Source organism: Thiomonas sp. DCM-2, from assembly GCF_056820905.1.
The window spans coordinates 2245699-2268069 of record NZ_CM165962.1 but is presented as its reverse complement, the minus strand read 5'-3'; the positions used below and the strand labels follow the sequence as shown (position 1 = coordinate 2268069).

Sequence of the window (22371 nt, the reverse complement as noted above, 5' to 3'; positions counted from 1 at the left end):
CCACCTACTGGAACGCCACTTCGTCGAAGCTGCGCAGCTTGCGGCTGTGCAGCCGTCCCATGCTCTGCTGGCGCAGCCGGGCAATGGCGCGCAGACCGATGCGCAGGTGCTGTTCGACCTGCTGGCGGTAGAACTGGTCGGCCATGCCGGGCAGCTTGAGTTCGCCGTGCAGCGGCTTGTCGCTCACGCACAGCAGCGTGCCGTAGGGCACGCGGAAGCGAAAGCCGTTGGCCGCCACGGTGGCGCTTTCCATGTCGAGCGCGATCGCACGGCTCTGGCTGAAGCGCCGGTCGGGGCCGGGGTAGGGCAGCAGTTCCCAGTTGCGGTTGTCGGTACTGGCCACGGTGCCGGTGCGCAGCACGCGCTTGAGTTCGTAGCCGTGCAGCTGGGTGATGTCGGCCACGGCGCCCTCGAGCGCCTGCTGCACCTCGGCCAGCGGCGGAATCGGCACCCACAGCGGCAGCTCCTCGTCGAGCACATGGTCTTCGCGCACATAGCCATGTGCCAGCACATAGTCTCCGAGGCGCTGCGAGTTGCGCAGCCCGGCGCAGTGGCCGAGCATGATCCAGGCGTGCGGCCGCAGCACCGCGATGTGATCGGTGATGGTCTTGGCGTTGGCCGGGCCGACGCCGATGTTCACCAGGGTGATGCCGCTGTGGTCGGGCATGACCAGGTGATAGGCCGGCATCTGCGGCAGCCGCGCCGGGGGCTGGCCCGCGGTCTGCGCCGGTGCCGCTGCGCCGGCGCGGGTGGTGACCACATTGCCGGGTTCGACGAATGCGGTGTGGGGCGGCTGATCATCGCCAGCGCTGCCTGCAGGACGGGCCATCAGCGCATGCGCCAGCCGCACGAATTCGTCCACATAGAACTGATAGTTGGTGAACAGCACGAAGTTCTGGAAATGGGCGGGGGCGGTGCCGGTGTAGTGCTGCAGCCGGTGCAGGGAATAGTCGATGCGCGGTGCGGTGAACAGCGCCAGCGGGAAGGGCTGGCCTGCTGGCGTGTCGTGCGTGCCGTTGGCAATGCCGTCGTCCATCGCGGCCAGGTCGGGCAGGTCGAAGATGTCCCGCAACTGCTGGCGCTGCTCGGGGCTGAGCTGGCCTTCGACATGCGCCTGCCCGGCAAAGCTGAAATGCAGCGGAATCGGCTGCTCGCCCACAGCGACTTCCAGCGCCACCCCATGGTTGGCCAGCAGCAGCTGGAACTGCGTGCGGAGATAGTCGGCGAACAGGTCGGGGCGAGTGAGGGAGGTTTCATACAGCCCGGGTGCGGCGACGAAGCCGTAGGCCAGGCGCGAATCCGGCCGCGCCACGGTGTCGATGCGCACCCGCACGACCGGATAGCAGGCGCGCACCCGCCCTGGCGGCAGCGTGCCTGCGATGAACGCGGCGAATCTGTCGCGCAGGTGGGTCACTGCGGCCTCGTAAAGCGCCTGTACCTGCTCCAGCGCGGCTTGCGCGTCGTTGAACACGGCGCTGGGAACAGGGGCAGGGCAATGCAGGGCGTGTTGGCTGTGCGGCATGATGTGGGGAAGGCGTGAGGATGTGCGCTATTGTCCACCGGGTTGTTTTCATCCGCGTGGCAGCATGACGCTGGCGGGGAATCGAATATGCTTACCCGCTTGCCTGTACCGAATCCTTTTCCATGCGCATCCTGAGCTGGTTTTTGCGGCTGGTGGTGTTTCTGCTGCTGTTTGGCCTGGCGCTGAACAACCTGGAACCCGTTACCCTGCACCTGCTGTTTGGCACCCAGTGGCACACGCCGATGATCGTGCTGCTGTTGACCGTGTTCGCCCTGGGCGCGGTGCTGGGCGTGCTGGCGCTGCTGCCTTCCTGGATGCGGCACAGGCGGCGCGCAGGCAGGCGAGCCGACAAGGAACCGGCAGCCGCCATGACGTCGAGGGCGCCTGCCGCGCCGACCGAATTTCCGCAGCAACCGATCGACAGGCCGATCGATGGAGTTTGACCTGTGGTGGCTGCTGGTCCTGCCCCTGATGTTCGCGCTGGGGTGGCTGGCCTCGCGCGTCGATCTGCGGCAGGTGCGCACCGAACACGCCCTGCGCCGCGACGCGCCGCAGGCGTATTACCGCGGCCTCAACCACCTGCTCAATGAGCAGCAGGACAAGGCGATCGACGCCTTCATCGAAGCCATGACCGCCGATCCCGACACGGTCGATCTGCACTTCGCCCTGGGCAATCTGTTTCGCCGCCGGGGCGAATACGAGCGCGCGGTGCGGGTGCATCAAAACCTGCTCGCCCGCGCCGACCTGCCACGCGAGGCGCGCGAGCGCGCGCAGCTCGCGCTGGCACAGGACTTTTTCAAGGCCGGGCTGCTCGACCGCGCCGAATCCGCCTACCAGGACTTGCAGCGCAGCGCCTATGCCTCGCAGGCGCTGACCGCATTGCTGCAGATCAGCGAACGCACGCAGGACTGGAACAGTGCCATCGCCCGCGCCGGCCAGCTGGAGCAGCGCGCCACCGGGACCTATCAGCGGCAGATCGCGCAATACTGGTGCGAGCTGGCCGCGCAGCACCACGCCGCAGGGCGTGAGGCGGACGCGCAAGCCGCGCTGGACGCCGCATTGCAGGCCGCGCCGCAGGGCGTGCGGCCGCGGCTGATGCGCGCGCAGTGGGCAAAGGAGCGCGGCGATCTCCAGCTTGCCCTGCAGACCCTGGAGTCGATCGACCTGGTCCAGCCCGAATTTCTCGCGCTGGCTGCGGTGCAGATCGCGCAGTTGCGTCAGCAGCTCGGGCAGGTGGAGGACGGGCTGGCCTGGCTGCGGCAGCGGCTGGCGCAGACCCCGGCGATCGACCTGCTCGACGCCGTGCTGCTGCTCGACCCCGATCCCGCATCCCGGGCGCAATGCGCACAGCAATACCTGCAATCGCACCGCAGTCTGCTGGCACTCAAGCGCGTGCTCGAACATCCGATGCCCGGTGCCACCGTGCCCGAGGCGGCGGCCGCGATGCAGGGTGCGGTGGACAATGCGCTGCGCAGCCGCCAGCGCTACCGCTGCGCCGCCTGCGGGTTCGAGGCACGGCAATATTTCTGGCATTGTCCAGGCTGCCAGGGCTGGGAAACCTACCCGCCACGCCGCCTGGAAGAACTCTCCCTCCTTGGATCATGAACGCAGAACAACTCGCTCAATCCCGCGTGCTCATCGTCGGCGACGTCATGCTCGACCGCTACTGGTTCGGCGCGGTAGACCGCATCTCGCCCGAAGCGCCGGTGCCCGTGGTGCGGGTGCAGCGCGATGAAGACCGCGTCGGGGGCGCGGCCAACGTGGCGCTCAACGCCGCGATGCTTGGCGCGCAGACCACGTTGCTGTCGGTGGTGGGCGCAGACGAGCCGGGGCGCAAGCTCGCCACCCTGCTGGTCGACACCCCGATCCGCAACGCCATGCGGCAAGACCCCACGCTCAAGACCACGGTCAAGCTGCGCGTGGTGTCGCGCCAGCAGCAGCTCATCCGCCTGGACTTCGAGCAAAAGCCCGACCACGAAGTGCTCGCCGCGATGATGGAGCGCTATGAACATGAGCTGACGTTTCACGACGTGGTGCTGCTGTCGGACTATGGCAAGGGCGGGCTCGAACACCTCGACCAGATGATGAATCTGGCGCGCACCCAGGGCAAGATCATCCTGATCGACCCCAAGGGGCGTGACTACAGCCGCTATGCTGGGGCCACGGTCATCACCCCCAACCGCGCCGAGCTGGCGCAGGTGGTCGGCGAGTGGGGCAGCGAGGACGAACTCACCGCCAAGGCGCAGGGGCTGCGCAAAAAACTCGGCATCAAGGCGCTGCTGCTGACCCGTTCGGAAGAGGGCATGAGCCTGTATACCGAGCAGGGCGAGCTGCACATCCCGACCGAGGCGCGCGAGGTGTACGACGTCTCCGGCGCGGGCGACACGGTCATCGCCACACTCGCCGTGGTGCTGGGCGCGGGCTGCGCGCTCGAAGACGCGGTGCGCACTGCCAACCGCGCCGCCGGCATCGTGGTGGGCAAGCTCGGTACCGCCACCGTCACCCCGCAGGAGCTGTGGACATGAGAGCCATCGTCACGGGAGCCGCCGGGTTCATCGGCAGCAATCTGGTCAAGGGGCTCAATGCCCGCGGCATCACCGACGTGATCGCGGTGGACAATCTCACGCAGGGCGACAAGTTCCGCAATCTGGTCGATCTGCGCATCAGCGACTATTTCGACAAGACCGTGTTTTTCGAGCAGTTCGCCCGCGGGCATTTCGGCAAGGTCGAGGCGGTGTTCCACCAAGGCGCCTGCTCCGACACCATGGAGCACGACGGCCGCTACATGCTCGACAACAACTACCGCGCCAGCAAGACCCTGCTCGACGCCGCGCAGGCGCAGGGTGTGCGGCTGCTCTATGCCTCCAGCGCCGCCACCTACGGCGCCAGCAGCACCTTCCGCGAAGACCCGGCGTTCGAGCAGCCGCTCAACGTCTATGGCTATTCCAAGCTGCTGTTCGACCAGGTGGTGCGCCGGGTGCTGCCGCATGCGACCGCGCAGATCGCGGGTTTTCGCTATTTCAACGTCTACGGCCCGCGCGAGCAGCACAAGGGCCGCATGGCCTCGGTGGCGTTTCACCATGTCCACCAGTACCGCACCACCGGGCAGGTCAAGCTGTTTGGCGAGTACGGCGGCTATGGGCCCGGGCAGCAGGAGCGCGACTTTGTCTGGATCGACGACGTGGTCGCGGTCAATCTGTGGTTTTTCGACCACCCAGGCAAGAGCGGCATTTTCAACCTCGGTTCAGGCCGCGCCCAGCCGTTCAACGACGTGGCGCAGACGGTCGTCAACACCCTGCGGCAGCAGGCGGGCAAGCCCGCGCTGGCCTTGGCCGATCTGGTGGCTGTCGGCGAGATTGCCTACATCCCTTTCCCCGACGCGCTGGTGGGCAAGTATCAGTGCCACACCCAGGCCGACCTCAGCCACCTGCGCGCTGCGGGCTGCACGCATCACTTCGCCACGGTGGAAGAGGGCACCGCGGCGTATGTGCGCGCGTTGACTGCGCAGTAGCTCAGCGTCTTGCCTGCAGCACGGCGAACACCACCTCGCGCGCGCTGCCTGCCGGCAGGGCAACCCCGGCATCGGCAAGGCGGGCCTGCACGAAGCTGCAGGCCTGCTCGATCCAGCCGACGACTGCAGTCTCTTCGGCGTCGAGCACATCGGCGATATCGGCTGCGCTCAGGGTGTCGAACACGCTCAGCAGCAACGAGCGCCGCCAGGTGATCGGCAGCGTCTTGGCCAGATCGAGTGCATACGCCTGTTCGCTGCGCTGCCGTGGCTCGGGCTGAGGCTGTTCCTCGTCGCTCTCGGCTTCGGCGGCCTCGTCGCTTTGCGGCTCGGGTGCGGGCAGCACATCGGCCAGGCTCAGCGTGTCGTCGGGCTGGAAGTACTCGTACATGTCCTCCTCGACCATGGCCTCGGCCTGATCGTCGGCATCGGGTGCCACGGTGGCGTCGATCGATTCGGCCTGTGCATATGGCCGCACCGCGGCCACCTCGCGGTCGATGGTCTTGAACAGATTTTTGAGCAGCTGCTGGTAGACCTTGCCTGCATCCGGCGCCTCGCCCCAGGCCGCGCGGGTGTGCGCCGCGGCCTCGTCGATCACGTCGTTCACGCTCGGATAGCCCTCCGGCAGATCACCACTGGCGCGCAGATAGGCCAGCTCGCGCGCGGCGACGGGGGTGAGCCGTTGCAGCAGCGCCTCGACACTCTGCTGGGCCTGTTCGGCCACCGGGGCAGGCAGCGCGCCCAGGCGCTGCTCAAGCACGCGCAGCCGCTCGCGCCGCAACTCGCGGCGATCGCGATTCTGCCCGTGCAACTGGGCGAAATGCCGCTGCGCCTCGCGAAACAGCCGCTTGACCGCGCGCTCGCTGATCGCCGGAACCTGCTCGCCACGCGCACTGGCAGCGAAAATTTTCTTGCCCGGCAGATGCATGTGCAACTGCACCTCGAAGCCATGCTGCAGCCGGGGCGGCCGACGCAGCGTGGCGTGCAGCACGCCGGCATCTGCGCCATGCGCCACCAGCAGCGGGCGCAGCTGCCGAGACGCGAATTCTTCCAGGCTGGCCTGCCAGGTCGTGGTGTCGTGCGTGGCCAAGCCTTCGAAACGCGGTTTGATGATCATGGGCTGACTCCTCGTCGTTGCGAGCCGCTGGGTGCGACCCGTTCTCTTTTGACAACTGGGTGCAGCGCGGCGGTTTTCAACGCACTTGAATTTGACTTGCTTGACCCGCATCAAGCGGACGGCCGATGACTGCGCCGGTCAAGATCGCCGCATTGGCCGGTGCGACGAGGCCCCTGGACATCACCGACGGGTTGCTGCTCGAGCGCGATGATCGGCTGCGGGGGGATTGAACCTGCGGCACAGTCGCCACGGCGCCTCAGCGCATGGTGCCGCGTGCAGAATCGCGCTGCATGACCCCCAGCAAGGCCATGCCCAGCAGCATCACCGCTGCGGTGACCAACAACGCTCCGTGGTAGTTGCCGGTGCGCGAGGCAATGTAGCCTGCCATCGCGGGAGCGACCATCTGCGACACGCCGTAGCTCAGCGTCAGCCGCGCCATCGCCTTGGCCGGATTGGCCGGAAAGCGGCGACCGATGAGCGTAAGCGTCAGGCTGACGATGCCCACGAAGGTGCCTCCATACAGCACCGCGCTGAGCAGGTTCAGCGCCACGTTCGCCGTGATGGCGGGCAATACGATGGACACGGTCTGCAGCGCGAAGGCCAGCAGCAGCGCGCCAATCTCGCCCCAGGCGCGGGCAATGCGGTCCCAGACAAAGCTCGACGGCGCCGCTGCCAGCCCCACGATGACCCACACCCAGCCGCCCTTGCCCGCCAGCAGCGGCAACTTGTCCAGAACGGCGACGATGAACGTGGCGCTGATCACATAGCCGAACCCGGCGCAGAAATACATGGCCGTCATCAGCAGCATCCAGCGCCGGGGTGGTGCGGGCGCTGCGCCGTGCACCCCGCCCGCAGGCAGCGGCGCTGCGGGTGCAGGCGGTGGCAGCCACAACCAGGCCGGCACGAAAAACACCAGCCCCAGCAGCCCGAGCGCCATCCACTGTTGTGCCCAGTTCAGCCGGTCCATCATTGCGCCCACCGCCAGCCCCGAAACCACGATGCCCAGCCCCAGCCCGGTGAAATGCAGGCCCAGCTCGGGCCGGTGGCCGTTGCGGATCAGCCAGTTCAGCGCAAGGCCCGAGGCCAGCAGCAACCCCGCCGTACTCGACAGCCCGGAAACAAAGCGCAGCACGGCCCACAGCGTGGGGTTGTCGGTGAAGCCCAGCGCGGCGGTCGTCACCACCGCGAGCACCAGGCCGATGCGGTAGAGCACGAATTTCTGCTGCAGATTGCCCACAGACGCTGCGAGCATCGCCCCCGAGATGTAGCCCGCGTAGTTGAACGTTGCCAGCCAGCCTGCGGCCACTGCAGTCAGCCCGGCCTGGCTGTGCATCACCGGCAGCATCGGCGTGTAGGCAAACCGCGCCAGGCCCACGGTGAGAATGAGGGCGCAGATGCCTGCAAACAGCACGCGCAGACGTTGTGCTGAGCTCGAGGTTGGATTGGAGACGGTTTGCATGCGGAAGATGGCGTCCTGGCTGCGATGCTATTGATCTTTACTTAATTAATGACACTACCAGAGCGTAGCCTGCATCCAGCATGCGGCAATGATCGAGGGGCGTTTCTGAGCGCTCTTGAGCTTGTTGCGCGCGGTCGTGTGCAGCTCGCTCAGGTCGGCGGGGCAGTAGTTGGCCAATGCGTGTCGCTTCAGCCAGGCCCACAGGTACTCCACCGGGTTCAGGTCCGGCGCGTAGGGCGGCAGGAACGCGATCTGGATGTACCCATCCAGGCTGTCGAGGTATTCGCGCACGAGCCGACTGCGATGCGCCTTGAGACCATCCCAGATCACCAGCAGCGGCTGCTTCAGATGGGCCTTGAGCGCTTTGAGGAATTCGACGATCTCCTCCTTCTTGATGCTGCCCTCGTGCAGCCGAAACAGACAGTTGGTGCGCGTCAAGCCGGCGATCACCGAGACGTGGTTCCAGTTGAAGTGGAACTGGATGATGGGTGTGTGCCCCCTGGGCGCCCAAGTGCGCACCCGGGTCGGGCGCTCGCTGATGCCCGATTCGTCCACGAAGACGATCAGGCGACCTTCTCGCTGGGCTTTTTTTTAAGCGCCGGCCAGGTGCTGCGCTTCCAACTGCGCACAGCCTCTTCGTCTCGCTCGATGGCGCGCTTCTCGGGCTTTTGCGGGCTAAAGCCCAGTGCGCCCAGAATGCGCCAGACATGCACTTCGCTGAAGGACACGCCGTACAGACGCTCGATGAGCAGACGCACCCGCTTGAGCGTCCATCACTCGGTTCCAAATCCGTGCTCGGTGGGCCGCTGCAACAGCGCGCGGCGCAACCCCTCCAGTTGCTGCGCATCCAGTTGCGCCGGGCGTCCTGGCGACATGGCGCGCAGCGCATCGATGCCGCCTTCATCGAGCCGGGCCTTCCAGGTGTACACGGTCTGGCGCGCCACCCCAACCGCCGCTGCTGCCTGTGCGGGCGTCTTGCCTGCCAGCAGCAATCGACCAGCTCGCACCCGTTTGCGTGTTGCCTCGTCCATCTTCTTTCTCATGCAACCAACCTCCAATCACGCTGATGATCGGATAACGTTTGAGTATGCTATTGGTTGTCATGTTTTATGTAAATCTCTATAGGCCGCAAACCCCGCACCCGGCTTACGGCAACACTGCATCGGTCCTTGTGATGATGCGCGCCGGGCGGCGGGATGGGATGCAAGGTGCACACCGCAGCCATAGCCGAAGCTATGGCGAGGATGTGCAACGCCGCAGACCGCCTGCAGGTCGGATGCGCAGCGCGCAAGGGGCTGGTTCAGTGTTGCCTCACATCAGCACATGCTCGCCCGCGTTGTTCTGGCCGAGGATGATGTAGTTGACCTTGCGCAGGTCGGCCAGTTGCGTGCCGCCGGCATAGGAAATCGCGCTCTGCAGGTCTTCCTCCATCTCGCGCAGGGTGTCAGCGATGCGGCCCTTGAGCGGCTCCAGGATGCGCTTGCCTTCGACATGGCGGTGCGCGCCCTTGTTGAACTCCGAGGCGCTGCCGAAATACTCCTTGTAGAGCTGGCCATCGACCTCCACCGTCTTGCCCGGCGACTCCTCGTGCCCGGCCAGCATCGAGCCGATCATCACCATGCTGGCGCCGAAGCGCACGCTCTTGGCAATGTCGCCATGCTCGCGGATGCCGCCGTCGGCGATGATGGGCTTGGTCGCCACGCGCGCGCACCATTTCAGCGCCGAGAGCTGCCAGCCGCCGGTGCCGAATCCGGTTTTCATCCGGGTGATGCACACCTTGCCCGGGCCGATGCCCACCTTGGTGGCATCGGCGCCCCAGGCCTCGAGGTCGATCACCGCCTCGGGGGTGCCGATGTTGCCGGCAATCACGAGGGTTTGCGGCAGCCTGTGCTTGATGTGCGCAATCATGCGCTGCACGCTGTCGGCATGGCCGTGGGCGATGTCGATGGTGATGTAGTCCGCCCCGGTACCTTCGGCGGCGAGCTGGTCCACCAGCGCCATGTCGTCGGCCCTGACCCCGAGCGACACCGACACGAACAGATCCGCGTCGCGCATCTGCCGTGCAAACGCGGCCACGTCCACATCGAACCGGTGCATGATGTAGAAGTAGCCGTTGGCCGCCAGCCAGCGGCACAGCGGCGCATCCACCACGGTTTTCATGTTCGCTGGCACCACCGGCAGGCGAAACCGCCGCCCGCCGAAGTCGGTGGACGGATCGCATTGCCTTCGGCTGTCCACCCGGCACTTGCGCGGCAGCAGCAGAATGTTGTCGTAATCGAAGATGTCCATGATGCACTCCACACTGCGCGCAAAAAACCGGGCGGCATGCATTTGCGGCCCGGTGGCGCATTCTATGGCCCCCTCCCCACGCCGTGGAGGGCGGGGTGAGGAAGACCACGCGCCCTAAAATCCGTCCATGTCCACCCTCCTGCATAACCTCAACCCCGAGCAGCTTGCCGCTGTCACCCTGCCCGCGGAAAACGCCCTCATCCTTGCCGGTGCGGGCAGTGGCAAGACGCGGGTGCTGACCACCCGCATTGCCTGGCTGATTTCCACCGGGCAGGTGTCGCCTGCGGGCATCCTGGCCGTGACCTTCACCAACAAGGCGGCCAAGGAGATGCTCTCGAGGCTGTCTGCGCAACTGCCCATTCCGGTGCGCGGCATGTGGATCGGCACCTTTCACGGCCTGTGCAACCGCTTTCTGCGCGCCCACTGGCGCGAGGCCGGGCTGCCACAGACCTTCCAGATTCTCGACATTCAGGACCAGCTCTCCAGCATCAAGCGGCTGCTCAAGGCGCTGAATGTGGACGAGCAGCGCCACCCGCCCAAGCAGGTGCAGTGGTTCATCAACGGCGCCAAGGATGGTGGGCTGCGGCCTGGTGATGTGGAGGTGCGCGACCAGCAAAGCCGCCAGCTTGCCGAAATCTATCTGGCCTACGAGGCGCAGTGCACCCGCGACGGCGTTGCCGACTTCGCCGAGCTGCTGCTGCGTTCGTATGAAATCCTGCGCGACAACGCCGCGATCCGCGCGCACTACCGCCAGCGCTTCCGGCACATCCTTGTCGATGAGTTCCAGGACACCAACCGCCTGCAATACCAGTGGCTCAAGCTGCTGGCCGGGCCGGCCGAGCCGCAGCCGGCCTGCGTGTTTGCCGTGGGCGACGACGACCAGAGCATCTACGCCTTTCGCGGCGCGCATGCAGGCAATATGGACGACTACCAGCGCGAGTTCGATGTGCGCCACCTCATCAAGCTCGAGCGCAACTACCGTTCGCACGGCCACATTCTCGACAGCGCCAATACCCTGATCGCCAACAACGCCCGTCGCCTGGGCAAGAACCTGCGCACCGAAGCCGGCGCGGGTGAGCCCGTGCGCGTGTTCGAGGCGCCGAGCGACTATGCCGAGGCCAACTGGCTGATCGAGGAAATCCGCCAACTGCTGCGCGACGGCCTGAGCCACAGCGAGATTGCCGTGCTCTACCGCTCCAACGCGCAGTCGCGGGTGATCGAAGGCACGCTGTTCAACGCCGGTCTGCCCTACCGCGTGTATGGCGGCCTGCGGTTTTTCGAGCGGGCCGAAGTCAAGCACGCGCTGGCCTACCTGCGCCTGCTCGACAACCCGCAGGACGACACCGCCTTCCTGCGCGTGGTCAACTTCCCGGCGCGCGGCATCGGCGCCCGCACCCTCGAACAACTGCAGGACGCTGCCCGGCTGCGCGCGGTGCCGCTGAGCGACGCGGTCGATGCCCTGGGCGGCCGCGGTGCCGCCAGCCTGCAGGGCTTTCTCGATCTGATCGCCCAGCTGCGCACCCAGACCGCCGCGATGAGCCTTCCCGATCTGGTGCGCCAGGTGCTCGAAGCCAGCGGCCTCAACGCCCATTACCGCGAGGAGCGCGACGGCCAGGAACGGCTGGAAAACCTCGAAGAACTGGTCAACGCCGCTGCCGCCTTCGTCACTCAGGAAGGCTTTGGCCTGCAGGCCACCGCGCAGCAACGGCAAGCGATCGGAACGGCCCCAGGCGCGGTGGCCGACGGTGTGGACGCGTCAGGCGGCATCGACCCCGCCACCGGCGAAACCCTCTCGCCGCTCACCGCCTTCCTTACCCATGCCGCGCTCGAAGCCGGCGACAACCAGGCGCAGAACGGGCAGGATGCGATCCAGATGATGACCGTGCACGCCGCCAAGGGCCTGGAGTTCGACGCGGTGTTCATTACCGGGCTCGAAGAAGGCCTGTTCCCGCACGAAAACGCGCTGAACGCGGCCGACGGCATCGAAGAAGAGCGCCGCCTGATGTACGTGGCCATCACCCGCGCCCGCAAGCGGCTCTACCTCAGCCTGGCGCAGACCCGCATGCTGCATGGCCAGACCCGCTACAACCTGCGCAGCCGCTTTCTCGACGAACTGCCGGCGCAGTCGCTCAAATGGCTCAGCGCCAGGCAGCCCGGTTTCGGCGGCGGCTTTGGTGCCGACCCGCACAGCACCTGGAGCTACACCCCGAAGACCGTCGTGCCCGCGTTCAACCCGCCCACGGCCAAGCCCACGCACGGCCTGCGCAGCGGGCAGGCGGTGTTTCACAACAAGTTCGGCGAAGGCGTGGTGCTCAGTCTGGAAGGCAGCGGCGACGACGCCCGTGCGCAGGTCAAGTTCCACCGCCACGGCACCAAGTGGCTGGCGCTGAACATCGCCAAGCTCACGCCGGTGTAGCGGCGCGGTGGTGCAGCGCCTCTCCCTCCCAGCCGCCCCTACGGGGTGGGGGAGGGGCTTCTCCCTCCCCGCTGGTGGGGAGGGCTGGGGTGGGGAGGAGCGTCTGGCCCGTCAGCGTGAGGCCGTCCGGCTGCGCGATGCCTTTGGCGCGGGCAGCAGGCTGGTCAGCCGCTGTTACAACGCGAACACAAACGCCACGCGCGGCGCATCGGCGCGATCGCCGCGGTAGCCATAGGCCGCGTCCACCGCACGGTCGTTGGCCTGATGCGCACGGCGCAGCTCGGCCGGCATGCTCAGCGGGTCGTGCAGATCGGCCAGGATGGCGTCGAGCGGGCGCGGGCGTCGAGAATGGATTGGGCAGCGCTCTCGATGGCCGCACGCTGCGCCTCGTTCGGCTGCGGCCAGGGGAAGTTGTTGTAGACGATGCTGGCGGGTAGCGATAGCGACTCTCCAGCCTGCCGCCCACGGCGCGCAGCCAGACGTTGTGCAGGCGGGCATGGACGGGACGGATCGGTCAAAGCCCGTGGGATGCGCTGACCGCTTGGGCCGTATTGCGGCTGCGGTGTTGCGATGGTGCCGGTGAGAGGAGTCGAACCCCCGACCTTCGCATTACGAATGCGCTGCTCTACCAACTGAGCTACACCGGCAAAGCCCGTAATTCTATACCAGGCGGGCGTCTGGTCCGGGCTTTGGTTTGGACTTTATGTGGCACCGGCGTGGTAACGCTGCAGCAATTCGACCTCCTCGCGGGAACCGAGCATGACGCTGCAGCGCTCGTGCAACGACGTGGGGGCGATGTCGAGGATGCGCTGGGTGCCGTTGATCGCCGCGCCGCCGGCCTGCTCGACCAGAAAGCTCATGGGGTTGGCTTCATACAGCAGGCGCAGCTTGCCGGGCTTGCCGGGTTCGCGCTGGTCCCAGGGGTAGAGGAACACGCCGCCGCGCATCAGGATGCGGTGCACGTCGGCCACCATGCTGCCAACCCAGCGCATGTTGAAGTCGCGTCCGCGCGGGCCGTCCTTGCCCTGCAGGCATTCGTCGATATAGCGCTTGACCGGAGGCGCCCAGTGGCGCATGTTGGACATGTTGATGGAGAACTCGCTGGTGCTGTGCGGAATCTGCAGGTCGCGCTGGGTGAGGACGAAACTGCCCTGCTCGCGGTCGAGGGTGAACACGGCCACGCCATGCCCCAGGGTGAGCACGAGCTGGGTTTGCGGGCCATAGACGCAGTAGCCCGCAGCGACCTGCCTGTTGCCGGCCTGCAGGAAGTGCTGCTCGGTGACGTCGGGCGTGCCCTTGGGAATCTGCAGCACGGAAAAGATGGTGCCGATGGTGACGTCCACGTCGATGTTGGACGAGCCGTCGAGCGGGTCGAACAGCAGCAGGTATTCACCGCGCGGGTAGTCGTCCGACACGGGGAACACGGTGTCCATCTCTTCCGAGGCCATCGCGGCCAGATGCCCGCCCCATTCGTTGGCGTGGATCAGTACGTCGTTGGCGATGATGTCGAGCTTTTTCTGCACTTCGCCCTGCACATTGCCGGTGCCTGCGGAGCCGAGCACATCGCCCAGCGCGCCCTTGTTCACGGCAATGCTGATGCGCTTGCAGGCGCGAGCGACCACTTCGACGAGCAGGCGCAGATGCGGGGTGATGGTGCCGTGCTCGCGTTCCTGCTCGACGAGGTAGCGGGTGAGGTTGATGGATTGGGTCATGGATGAGATCGTTGGAATGGATCGGGAGGGGCGGGAGGCCATTCAGGGCGCCAGGGCGCGCTCGATGATCTCGCGGGTGTCGGCGGACAGCGTGGTGCTCTCTGCCACTGCGCGCAGCGCCTGCTGTGCGGCGTCGCGGTAGGCAGGGGCGAGCTTGCGCCAGCGGTCGAGGGCGCGGGCCAGCCGGGCGGCAACCTGCGGGTTGATGGCGTCGAGCGCCTGCACCTGCTCGGCCCAGAAGGCGTAGCCCGCGCCGTCCGCGCGGTGGAAGGCGCCGGGGTTGGCCTGGCAATAGGCGAACAGCACGCTGCGCGCGCGGTTGGGGTTGTGAATGGAGAAGGCAGGGTGCCGCATCAGCGCGCGCACGCGGTCGAGCTGGTGACCGTCGTGGTCGGGCGCACTGGCCTGAAGCGCGAACCACTTGTCCATGACCAGCGCCTCATGGGCAAATTGTGCGGCGAAGCGCTCCAGCGCGGGCCTGGCCAGATCGGCGCCGACCTGCACCAGGGCGGAGAGCGCGGCGAAACGGTCGGTCATGTTGTCGGCGTCCTTGACCTGCTGATAGACGCGCCCCAGCCACTGGGGCTGCCCCAGTTCGCACAGATGCGCCTGCGCCAGATTGCGCAGTGCGCGGCGGCCGCTGCTCGCGAAGTCGGGGCTGTAGCCGCCAGTGGGGGCGAGCGCGTCCCAGGTGGCTTGCCAGTCGCTGGCGAGATGCTGGGCAAGGGCCTTGCGCATGCCCCTGCGGGCTTGGTGGATGCGGGGCGGATCGACTTGGTCGAGCTGTTCGGCGATGTAGGCCTCGCCGGGCGGGGTGAGCAGCAGCTCCTTGAACGCGGGGTCGAGATGCGGGTCATGCAGCACGGTGCGCAGGGCGTCCAGGTAGGCCGCGTCCAGGTGCATGTCCTCGCCACGGACGGCGCGCAGCAGCCGCGCCAGCGCCAGCCGCTGCGCCGCCTCCCAGCGGTTGAACGGATCGGCGTCATGCGCCAGCAGGTGCAGCAGGTCGGCGTCGGCATAGGCGAAATCGAGGATCACCGGCGCCGAGAAGCCGCGCAGCAGCGAGGGCGTGACCGCCTGCGCCGTGATGCGCTCGAAGGTGAACGTCTGCTCGGGCTCGATGAGCACCAGCACGGTGTCGGTGCCGTGGTCCTGTCCGTTCAGCCACAGCGGCAGGGCGGCGCCGTCTGGCCCAAGCAGACCCATGCGCACCGGGATGACCTGCGGCTGCTTGCCGCTCTGGCCCGGGGTGTCGGGCAGGGTCTGGCGCAGGGTGAGGGTGTAGGTGCCGGCAGCAGGGTCCAGCGTGCCGCTGGCGTGCAGGCGCGGGGTGCCGGCCTGGCTGTACCAGCGCTTGAACGCGGCCAGATGCTGCGCCAGCGGCGAGCCGGGGTTGGCGTCGGCCATGGCCTGGGCGAAGTCGTCGCAGGTCACGGCCTGGCCATCGAAGCGCTGGAAGTACAGATTCAGCCCCGAGCGGAAACCGGCGCGACCCACCAGGGTCTGCATCATGCGCACCACCTCGGCGCCTTTTTCATAGACCGTGGCGGTGTAGAAGTTGTCGATCGCCTGGTATTGCTCGGGGCGAACCGGGTGGGCCATCGGGCCCGCGTCCTCGGAGAACTGCGCGGTGCGCAGCACGCGCACGTTCTCGATGCGCTTGACCGCACGCGCCGATTCGCCGCCCGCGGCAGCGGCCAGGTCCTGGCTGAACTCCTGGTCGCGGAAGACGGTCAGCCCTTCCTTGAGACTGAGCTGGAACCAGTCGCGGCAGGTGACGCGGTTGCCCGTCCAGTTGTGGAAGTACTCGTGGCCGACCACGCTCTCGATGCCGTCATAGTCGGCATCGGTGGCTGTGGCCGGGTTGGCCAGCACGTACTTGGTGTTGAAAATGTTCAGGCCCTTGTTTTCCATCGCGCCCATGTTGAAGTCGCTGACCGCGACGATCATGAAGCGATCGAGATCGAGGCTCAGGCCGAAGCGCTGCTCGTCCCACGCGATCGACTTGATAAGCGATTCCATCGCGTGCTCGGTCTTGTCGAGGTCGCCCGCGCGCACATAGACCTGCAGCAGATGCGTTTTTCCCGAGGCAGCGCGCACGGTCTGCTCGCGGCACACCAGGTTGCCGCCGACCAGGGCGAACAGATAGCAGGGCTTGGGGAAGGGGTCGTCCCACACCGCCTCGTGGCGGCCGCCCTCCAGGTCGGTCTGCGAGACCAGATTGCCGTTGGACAGCAGCACCGGGTATTTGGCCTTGTCGGCGCGCAGGGTGACGTGAAAGCGGCTCATCACATCAGGACGGTCGGGCCAGTAGGTGATGCGGCGAAAGCCCTCGGCCTCGCACTGGGTGAAGAACGCGCCGCCCGACATGTACAGACCGGCAAGCTGCGTGTTGGCCTGCGGCACGTTGAGGGTTTCGATCTCCAGGGTGAACGCCGCGGGCAGCTTGTCGAGCACCAGGGTGTTGCCGTCCTGGCGGAAGGCGACGAACTCGCCGTTGACCTTCAGGGTCAGCAGGGTGATGTCCTCGCCGTCGAGCACCAGCGGGGCGGTTTCTGCCGCGCCCTCCACCCGGCGCACGGCCATGCGGCTGTGCACCCGGGTCTTGGCGGGGTCGAGGTCGAAGCGCAGGTGCACGCTGTCGATGGCGTAGGGCGGCGGGGTGTACTCCGCCAGGCGGGTGATGCGGGCGGGGGAGTCGGGTTTGGCAGTCATGGCAGTGCGGAGTTCAGCGGGCGATGAAGAGTCAGAGGCCGGATTTCAGGCTGGCGGTGATGAAGTCGTCGAGATCGCCGTCGAGCACTTTCTGGGTGTTGGAGATTTCGACGTTGGTGCGCAGATCCTTGATGCGGCTCTGGTCGAGCACGTAGCTGCGGATCTGGTGGCCCCAGCCCACGTCGCTCTTGGTCGATTCGAGCGTCTGCTGCTCGGCCATGCGCTTGCGCAGCTCGTGCTCGTACAGGCGCGAGCGCAGCATCTGCCAGGCCTCGGCGCGGTTCTTGTGCTGCGAGCGATCGTTCTGGCACTGCACCACAATGCTGGTCGGGATGTGGGTCAGACGCACCGCGGAGTCGGTCTTGTTGATGTGCTGACCACCGGCACCGCTGGCGCGGAAGGTGTCGGTGCGCACGTCGGCGGGATTGATGTCGATCTCGATCGAGTCGTCCACCTCGGGGTAGACGAACACGCTGGCAAAGCTGGTATGGCGCCCGCCCGAGGAATCGAACGGACTCTTGCGCACCAGGCGGTGCACACCGGTTTCGGTGCGGAGCTGACCGTAGGCGTAGTCGCCCTCGACTTTGATGGTGGCGCTGCGGATGCCGGCCACGTCGCCCTCGGTCTCTTCCATCACCTCGGTCTTGAAGCCCTTGCGCTCGCAGTAGCGCAGGTATTGGCGCAGCAACATGCTGGCCCAGTCGCAGGCTTCGGTGCCGCCGGCGCCGGCCTGGATGTCGATGAAGCAGTTGCTCGGATCGAGCGGGTTGGAGAACATGCGGCGGAACTCCAGCGCCTCGACCTCGGCGGCGGACTGTTCCGCATCGGCCTCGATGGCCTCGCAGGTGGCGTCATCGCCTTCCTCGCGGGACATCTCGAAGAGTTCGCGCTGGTCGGCCAGTGCGGTGGTCAGTTTGTCCAGCCCGAGCACCACCACCTCGAGCGACTTGCGCTCGCGGCCCAGTTCCTGCGCGCGTTTGGGGTCGTTCCAGACCTGCGGGTCTTCCAGCGCCCCCACGACTTCCATCAGTCGCGCCGATTTGGCATCGAAGTCAAAGATACCCCCTTAGCGCTTGAACGCGCTGCTGGAGGTCGGCAATACGGTTGGAGATGGCGTTGAGGCGTTCTGCGTCCATGATGCGTGTGTCTGTGTGAGCCCCCAGGGCCAGGCTCTGCCCAGCCCGCCCCCCGCGGGGGTCAGGGAAACGTGGGACGGTCCGGCGCTTCCTTGAAAGGCAAAGTGCGCTATTTTCGCACCCCTCGTCGCCTTCCTGCTCAATCCACTCTGGTTCAGACTGGCTTGAAGAATTCCTTGGCCTTGTCGAACCAGGATTTGGCCTGCGGCGAATGGCGATCGCCGCCGCGCTTGAGCGAGTCGTCCAGCTCACGCAACAGGCGTTTTTGTTCCTCGTTCAGCTTGATCGGCGTCTCCACGGTGATGTGGCAATAGAGATCGCCGGGATAGCTGGAGCGCAGGCCCTTGATGCCCTTGCCGCGCAGGCGGAAGGTCTTGCCGGTCTGTGTGCCCTCGGGCAGGTCGATCTCGGCCCTGCCGCCCAGCGTGGGCACGTCGATGCTGCCGCCCAGCGCTGCCGTGGCCATGCTCACCGGCACATGGCAGTGCAGGTCTTCGCCATCACGCTCGAACACGGCGTGCTGCTTGATGTGGATTTCCACGTACAAGTCACCCGGCGGGCCGCCATTGATGCCCGGTTCGCCGTTGCCCGTGGAGCGGATGCGCATGCCCGAATCGATGCCTGCGGGAATCTGCACTTCCAGGGTTTTCTGCTTCTGGATGCGGCCACGCCCGTGGCAGACGGTACAGGGCTCGGGAATGAGTTTGCCCGTGCCGTGGCAGGTCGGGCAGGTCTGCTGCATGGCGAACGGCCCCATGCGCTGCGCCACCTGCCCGCTGCCGTGACAGGTGGTGCAGGTGATGGGCTTGGTGCCGGGCTTGGCGCCGCTGCCGTGGCAGGTGCCGCACTCCTCCCAGCCGGGGATGCGCAGGTTCTTGGTGACGCCATGCGCGGCGTCTTCGAGGCTGATTTCCAGCGAATAGCTCAGGTCGTTGCCGCGATAGACCTGCGGACCGCCCCCGCCGCCCCGACGTCCGCCGCCGAAGATTTCGTCGAAGATGTTGCCGAAGTCGCCAAACCCGCCGGCGCCCGCGCCGAAGCCGCCTGCTGACGGATCGACCCCGGCATGGCCGTACTGGTCGTAGGCGGCGCGCTTTTGCGTGTCGCACAGGCACTCGTAGGCCTCCTTGACGACCTTGAATTTCTCCTCCGACTCCTTGTTGCCGGCATTGCGGTCGGGGTGATGCTTCATGGCCAGCTTGCGGTAGGCCTTCTTGATCTCGTCTTCCGAGGCGTTCTTGCTCACGCCCAATACTTCGTAATAGTCACGTTTGGCCACGGGTTCAGCCTTGAAAATCGGTTCAAAAACAATGGACAAACGGGAGGGCCGCGGATTTCAGGCGGACCTCCCGTCGGGGGACTTCAAAACGCAGGGATGATCAGGCCTTGCCGTCCTTCACTTCCTTGAACTCGGCGTCGACCACGGTGTCGTCGCCAGCGGCCTGGGTACCCCCGCTGCCGGATGAGGCACCCCCGGCAGCCCCGGCTTCAGCGGCCTGGCTGGCATACATCTTTTCGCCCAGTTTCTGGCTGGCGCTCAAGAGTGCCGCGGTCTTGGCTTCGATATCGGCCTTGTTTTCCGACTTGATGGCTTCTTCGGCCGCTTTCAGGGCATCTTCGATGGACGACTTTTCGCCAGCATCCAGCTTGTCACCGTATTCGGTGAGCGACTTGCGCACGCTGTGCACTGCAGCGTCTGCCTGGTTGCGGGCGTCGACCAATTCACGCTTCTTGTGGTCTTCTTCCGCATTCATCTCGGCGTCGCGCACCATGCGTTGCACTTCTTCTTCGCTCAGACCGGAGTTGGCCTTGATGGTGATCTTGTTCTCCTTGCCGGTGCCCTTGTCCTTGGCGCTGACGTGCAGAATGCCGTTGGCATCGATGTCGAAGGTCACTTCGATCTGCGGCGTGCCGCGCGGGGCCGGCGGAATGCCTTCCAGGTTGAACTCGCCCAGCAGCTTGTTGCCGGCCGCCATTTCGCGCTCGCCCTGGAACACCTTGACCGTCACCGCAGGCTGGTTGTCGTCGGCCGTGGAGAACACCTGGGCGTGCTTGGTCGGCACCGTGGTGTTCTTGGTGATCATCTTGGTCATCACGCCGCCCATGGTCTCGATGCCCAGCGACAGCGGGGTGACGTCGAGCAGCAGCACGTCCTTGCGGTCGCCCGCCAGCACCGAGCCCTGGATGGCGGCGCCCACGGCAACGGCCTCGTCGGGGTTCACGTCCTTGCGCGGTTCCTTGCCGAAGAACTCTTTCACCTTCTCCTGCACCTTGGGCATGCGGGTCATGCCGCCGACCAGGATCACGTCGTCGATGTCGCCGACCTTCACACCGGCATCGGTGATGGCGGTGCGGCAGGGCGCAATCGTGCGTTCGATCAGCTCTTCGACCAGCGACTCCAGCTTGGCGCGGGTGAGCTTGAGGTTCAGGTGCTTCGGCCCGGAGGCATCTGCGGTCACATAGGGCAGGTTGATCTCGGTCTGGGTGGAGCTCGACAGCTCGATCTTGGCTTTTTCTGCCGCGTCCTTCAGGCGCTGCAGCGCGAGCACGTCCTTGCTGAGGTCGACGCCCTGTTCTTTCTTGAACTCGGTGATGATGTAGTCGATGATGCGCTGGTCGAAGTCTTCCCCGCCGAGGAAGGTGTCGCCGTTGGTGGACAGCACCTCGAACTGCTTTTCGCCTTCGACATCGGCGATTTCGATGATGGAAATGTCGAACGTGCCACCACCCAGGTCGTACACCGCGATCTTGCGGTCACCCTTGCCGTGCTTGTCCAGACCGAAGGCCAGTGCCGCGGCGGTTGGCTCGTTGATGATGCGCTTGACATCGAGCCCGGCGATGCGGCCGGCATCCTTGGTGGCCTGGCGCTGGCTGTCGTTGAAGTAGGCCGGCACGGTGATCACCGCTTCGGTCACCGGCTCGCCGAGGTAGTCCTCGGCGGTCTTTTTCATCTTGCGCAGCACTTCGGCGCTGATCTGCGGCGGCGCGAGCTTCTTGCCGCGCACTTCCACCCAGGCGTCACCGTTGTCGGCGCGGACGATTTTGTAAGGCATCAGGTCGATGTCTTTTTGGACTTCTTTTTCTTCGAACTTGCGGCCGATCAAGCGCTTGACTGCGTAGAGCGTGTTCTTGGGGTTGGTGACCGACTGGCGCTTTGCCGACGCGCCCACCAGAATTTCGCCGTCTTCCATGTAGGCGACGATGGACGGCGTGGTGCGAGCACCTTCGCTGTTTTCAATGACCTTGGGCGTGTTGCCCTCCATCACCGCCACGCAGGAGTTGGTGGTGCCGAGGTCGATGCCGATGATTTTTGCCATGGGAATTCTCCGTTTGTGCCGCGCCGCGTGGCGCTGATTTCTGACTGCTCTCTAAATAAGGAGGTCTGCCGCGAATTCAAGCCTGCGTGTCAGGTGTGCATCGCAGGAGGAACCAGGGCAGGGTTTATTGCGCCACGGTGACCAATGCGGGTCGCAGCGTGCGATCTGCAATCCGGTAGCCCTTCTGCAGCACCGTGACCACCGTGCCTGCCGCCTGCTCGGCGGGTTGCACCGAGATGGCCTGGTGCAGCGCGGGGTCGAACTTGTCACCGGCAGCCGGAGCAATTTCCTGCAGGCGATTGCGCTCGAAGGCCGACTTGAGTTGGCTCAGGGTGAGTTCCACGCCTTGCTTGAGCACTTCGGGTTTGCCGCTGGTATCTGCCAGCGCCGCTTCCAGGCTGTCCTTGACGGGCAGCAGGGCTTCGGCAAAGCTCTCCACCGCGAATTTGCGCACTTTCGCGGTTTCGTCTTCGGCGCGGCGGCGAATGTTTTCCACTTCGGCGCGGGCGCGCAGGAGCTGGTCGTTGAGTTTGCCGATTTCTTCTTGCGCCTGCGCCAGTTCATCCGTCAGCACAGGCTCGGGAATCAGATCCTGATGCGGCGCGCTCTGTGCGTCCTGCGGATCAACGGTCGGGGGGGTTTGGGGATCAGTCTGCATGGAACACCAGGCCGTAAAAAAGACCTTTTCACCATGGAGGTGTTTTTGCGGATTTCAAGAGCTGTGCCGCCTGCTTGCATGCCTTTTGTGCGCGCGGGCCAAAAAAATCCCCCGAAGCGGAGCTGTCGGGGGATGTCGACTGGGAGCTGCGGCGAGGCCGTCAGCCCTTCCAGAGCGTCAGACCTTACTGGGCCTTCTTCTCTTCTTTTTTCATTTCCTTGTGCTCGGCCTTCTTGTGGTGGGTGGCCTTGTGGTGTTCTTTCTTCACTTCCTTGTGGGCTGCGGGCTTGGCAGCCTCGGGAGCGGCCGGAGCCGGGGTTTGCGCCATGGCAACGGTGGCGAACAGGGAAGTGAACAGAACGGCAGCGATTTTCTTCATGGGATGGTCTTTCAAAAAATTTTGGATGGAAACGATCCAGACCGGATCGATGTCTTAATGCGTGCCCTGGCGGATCGGTTGACACAACTTCACGGAATTTGCAAAACCCTGGGCGCGGCAGACGGATAATGCACGCTGTTCGT

At 65.7% G+C, this 22371-nt stretch carries 17 protein-coding genes, 1 tRNA gene and 2 pseudogenes; 5 read left to right on the top strand and 15 right to left on the bottom strand.

All coding sequences use genetic code 11. The annotated features are described in order from the left end of the window. Window positions 1–4 precede the first annotated feature (4 nt). Window positions 5–1522, bottom strand: a complete 1518-nt coding sequence (locus AC1ZQA_RS10905) for an AMP nucleosidase (protein ID WP_482676922.1) — start codon at window positions 1520–1522, stop codon at window positions 5–7. Between the two features lie 122 nt (window positions 1523–1644). Here AC1ZQA_RS10905 and AC1ZQA_RS10900 point away from each other — a divergent pair, with 122 nt between their 5' ends. Genes AC1ZQA_RS10900 through rfaD form a run of 4 tightly spaced genes read left to right on the top strand, consistent with a single transcriptional unit; the run spans window position 1645 to window position 5033 of the window. Beyond that, window positions 1645–1965 (top strand): lipopolysaccharide assembly protein LapA domain-containing protein, encoded by a 321-nt coding sequence (locus AC1ZQA_RS10900; RefSeq protein WP_482676921.1) that lies wholly within the window; start codon window positions 1645–1647, stop codon window positions 1963–1965. Next, entirely contained in the window at window positions 1955–3127 is a 1173-nt protein-coding gene (lapB, locus tag AC1ZQA_RS10895) for a lipopolysaccharide assembly protein LapB (protein ID WP_482676920.1), read from the top strand. Before AC1ZQA_RS10900 ends, lapB begins: the two co-directional genes overlap by 11 nt. After that, complete coding sequence (gene rfaE1, locus AC1ZQA_RS10890; protein ID WP_482676919.1) at window positions 3124–4047, top strand: D-glycero-beta-D-manno-heptose-7-phosphate kinase; 924 nt, start codon at window positions 3124–3126, stop codon at window positions 4045–4047. Before lapB ends, rfaE1 begins: the two co-directional genes overlap by 4 nt. Then, window positions 4044–5033: an ADP-glyceromanno-heptose 6-epimerase gene (gene rfaD / locus AC1ZQA_RS10885; protein ID WP_482676918.1), complete on the top strand. Its 990-nt coding sequence runs from the start codon at window positions 4044–4046 to the stop codon at window positions 5031–5033. The genes rfaE1 and rfaD overlap by 4 nt, the downstream gene beginning before the upstream one ends. Window position 5034: 1 nt before the next feature. Here rfaD and AC1ZQA_RS10880 read toward each other — a convergent pair whose 3' ends face one another. The 4 genes and pseudogenes from AC1ZQA_RS10880 to AC1ZQA_RS10865 form a co-directional block, all read right to left on the bottom strand. Then, on the bottom strand, window positions 5035–6147 hold the full coding sequence (locus tag AC1ZQA_RS10880; protein WP_482676917.1) for a hypothetical protein: 1113 nt from the start codon (window positions 6145–6147) through the stop codon (window positions 5035–5037). Window positions 6148–6403: 256 nt separating this feature from the next. Continuing rightward, window positions 6404–7606, bottom strand: coding sequence for a YbfB/YjiJ family MFS transporter (locus AC1ZQA_RS10875; protein ID WP_482676916.1), 1203 nt, complete (start codon window positions 7604–7606; stop codon window positions 6404–6406). Window positions 7607–7660: 54 nt separating this feature from the next. After that, a pseudogene (locus tag AC1ZQA_RS10870) lies at window positions 7661–8649 on the bottom strand (IS630 family transposase). A 268-nt stretch (window positions 8650–8917) separates the two neighbouring features. Beyond that, the gene (locus AC1ZQA_RS10865; RefSeq protein ID WP_482676915.1) at window positions 8918–9895 is read right to left on the bottom strand and encodes a GMP reductase; all 978 of its coding nucleotides are present in this window, start codon (window positions 9893–9895) and stop codon (window positions 8918–8920) included. Between the two features lie 127 nt (window positions 9896–10022). Here AC1ZQA_RS10865 and AC1ZQA_RS10860 point away from each other — a divergent pair, with 127 nt between their 5' ends. Next, complete coding sequence (locus AC1ZQA_RS10860) at window positions 10023–12311, top strand: UvrD-helicase domain-containing protein (protein ID WP_482676914.1); 2289 nt, start codon at window positions 10023–10025, stop codon at window positions 12309–12311. Window positions 12312–12485: 174 nt separating this feature from the next. Here the strand turns inward: AC1ZQA_RS10860 and AC1ZQA_RS10855 are convergent, their stop codons facing one another. The 10 genes and pseudogenes from AC1ZQA_RS10855 to AC1ZQA_RS10810 all read right to left on the bottom strand — a co-directional run bounded on the left by AC1ZQA_RS10855 (window position 12486) and on the right by AC1ZQA_RS10810 (window position 22228). Then, a complete protein-coding gene (locus tag AC1ZQA_RS10855) occupies window positions 12486–12602 on the bottom strand; it encodes a type IIL restriction-modification enzyme MmeI (protein ID WP_482676913.1) in 117 nt (38 codons plus the stop codon). A gap of 2 nt (window positions 12603–12604) precedes the next feature. Continuing rightward, on the bottom strand, window positions 12605–12829 hold the full coding sequence (locus AC1ZQA_RS10850) for a hypothetical protein (RefSeq protein ID WP_482676912.1): 225 nt from the start codon (window positions 12827–12829) through the stop codon (window positions 12605–12607). Between the two features lie 53 nt (window positions 12830–12882). After that, window positions 12883–12958: transfer RNA gene (locus tag AC1ZQA_RS10845), tRNA-Thr, on the bottom strand. 54 nt (window positions 12959–13012) lie between these two features. After that, window positions 13013–14023 (bottom strand): class 1 fructose-bisphosphatase, encoded by a 1011-nt coding sequence (locus AC1ZQA_RS10840; RefSeq protein ID WP_482676911.1) that lies wholly within the window; start codon window positions 14021–14023, stop codon window positions 13013–13015. A 42-nt stretch (window positions 14024–14065) separates the two neighbouring features. After that, window positions 14066–16738 carry an aminopeptidase N gene (pepN, locus tag AC1ZQA_RS10835; RefSeq protein WP_482676910.1) on the bottom strand — a complete coding sequence of 891 codons (2673 nt, stop codon included), beginning with the start codon at window positions 16736–16738 and terminating at the stop codon, window positions 14066–14068. A gap of 31 nt (window positions 16739–16769) precedes the next feature. Further along, a protein-coding gene (prfB, locus tag AC1ZQA_RS10830) for a peptide chain release factor 2 (RefSeq protein WP_482676909.1) occupies window positions 16770–17874 on the bottom strand; the annotation gives its coding sequence in 2 pieces (ribosomal slippage) (window positions 16770–17792 and window positions 17794–17874; 1104 coding nt in all). A gap of 154 nt (window positions 17875–18028) precedes the next feature. Beyond that, on the bottom strand, window positions 18029–19153 hold the full coding sequence (gene dnaJ / locus AC1ZQA_RS10825; RefSeq protein ID WP_482676908.1) for a molecular chaperone DnaJ: 1125 nt from the start codon (window positions 19151–19153) through the stop codon (window positions 18029–18031). Window positions 19154–19253: 100 nt separating this feature from the next. Next, window positions 19254–21212: pseudogene (gene dnaK / locus AC1ZQA_RS10820) on the bottom strand (molecular chaperone DnaK); the annotation flags it as partial. Between the two features lie 103 nt (window positions 21213–21315). Next, on the bottom strand, window positions 21316–21849 hold the full coding sequence (gene grpE, locus AC1ZQA_RS10815) for a nucleotide exchange factor GrpE (RefSeq protein WP_482676907.1): 534 nt from the start codon (window positions 21847–21849) through the stop codon (window positions 21316–21318). Between the two features lie 184 nt (window positions 21850–22033). Further along, the gene (locus AC1ZQA_RS10810; RefSeq protein ID WP_482676906.1) at window positions 22034–22228 is read right to left on the bottom strand and encodes a hypothetical protein; all 195 of its coding nucleotides are present in this window, start codon (window positions 22226–22228) and stop codon (window positions 22034–22036) included. Window positions 22229–22371 lie beyond the last annotated feature (143 nt).

Coding starts and splice junctions, on each gene's coding strand:
- AC1ZQA_RS10860 (WP_482676914.1), top strand. CDS start 10,023: ATGTCCACCCTCCTGCATAACCTCAACCCCGAGCAGCTTGCCGCTGTC.
- AC1ZQA_RS10905 (WP_482676922.1), bottom strand. CDS start 1,522: ATGCCGCACAGCCAACACGCCCTGCATTGCCCTGCCCCTGTTCCCAGC.
- rfaD (WP_482676918.1), top strand. CDS start 4,044: ATGAGAGCCATCGTCACGGGAGCCGCCGGGTTCATCGGCAGCAATCTG.
- grpE (WP_482676907.1), bottom strand. CDS start 21,849: ATGCAGACTGATCCCCAAACCCCCCCGACCGTTGATCCGCAGGACGCA.
- AC1ZQA_RS10900 (WP_482676921.1), top strand. CDS start 1,645: ATGCGCATCCTGAGCTGGTTTTTGCGGCTGGTGGTGTTTCTGCTGCTG.
- AC1ZQA_RS10875 (WP_482676916.1), bottom strand. CDS start 7,606: ATGCAAACCGTCTCCAATCCAACCTCGAGCTCAGCACAACGTCTGCGC.
- lapB (WP_482676920.1), top strand. CDS start 1,955: ATGGAGTTTGACCTGTGGTGGCTGCTGGTCCTGCCCCTGATGTTCGCG.
- AC1ZQA_RS10810 (WP_482676906.1), bottom strand. CDS start 22,228: ATGAAGAAAATCGCTGCCGTTCTGTTCACTTCCCTGTTCGCCACCGTT.
- pepN (WP_482676910.1), bottom strand. CDS start 16,738: ATGACTGCCAAACCCGACTCCCCCGCCCGCATCACCCGCCTGGCGGAG.
- AC1ZQA_RS10840 (WP_482676911.1), bottom strand. CDS start 14,023: ATGACCCAATCCATCAACCTCACCCGCTACCTCGTCGAGCAGGAACGC.
- AC1ZQA_RS10855 (WP_482676913.1), bottom strand. CDS start 12,602: ATGCCGGCCGAGCTGCGCCGTGCGCATCAGGCCAACGACCGTGCGGTG.
- AC1ZQA_RS10880 (WP_482676917.1), bottom strand. CDS start 6,147: ATGATCATCAAACCGCGTTTCGAAGGCTTGGCCACGCACGACACCACG.
- rfaE1 (WP_482676919.1), top strand. CDS start 3,124: ATGAACGCAGAACAACTCGCTCAATCCCGCGTGCTCATCGTCGGCGAC.
- AC1ZQA_RS10865 (WP_482676915.1), bottom strand. CDS start 9,895: ATGGACATCTTCGATTACGACAACATTCTGCTGCTGCCGCGCAAGTGC.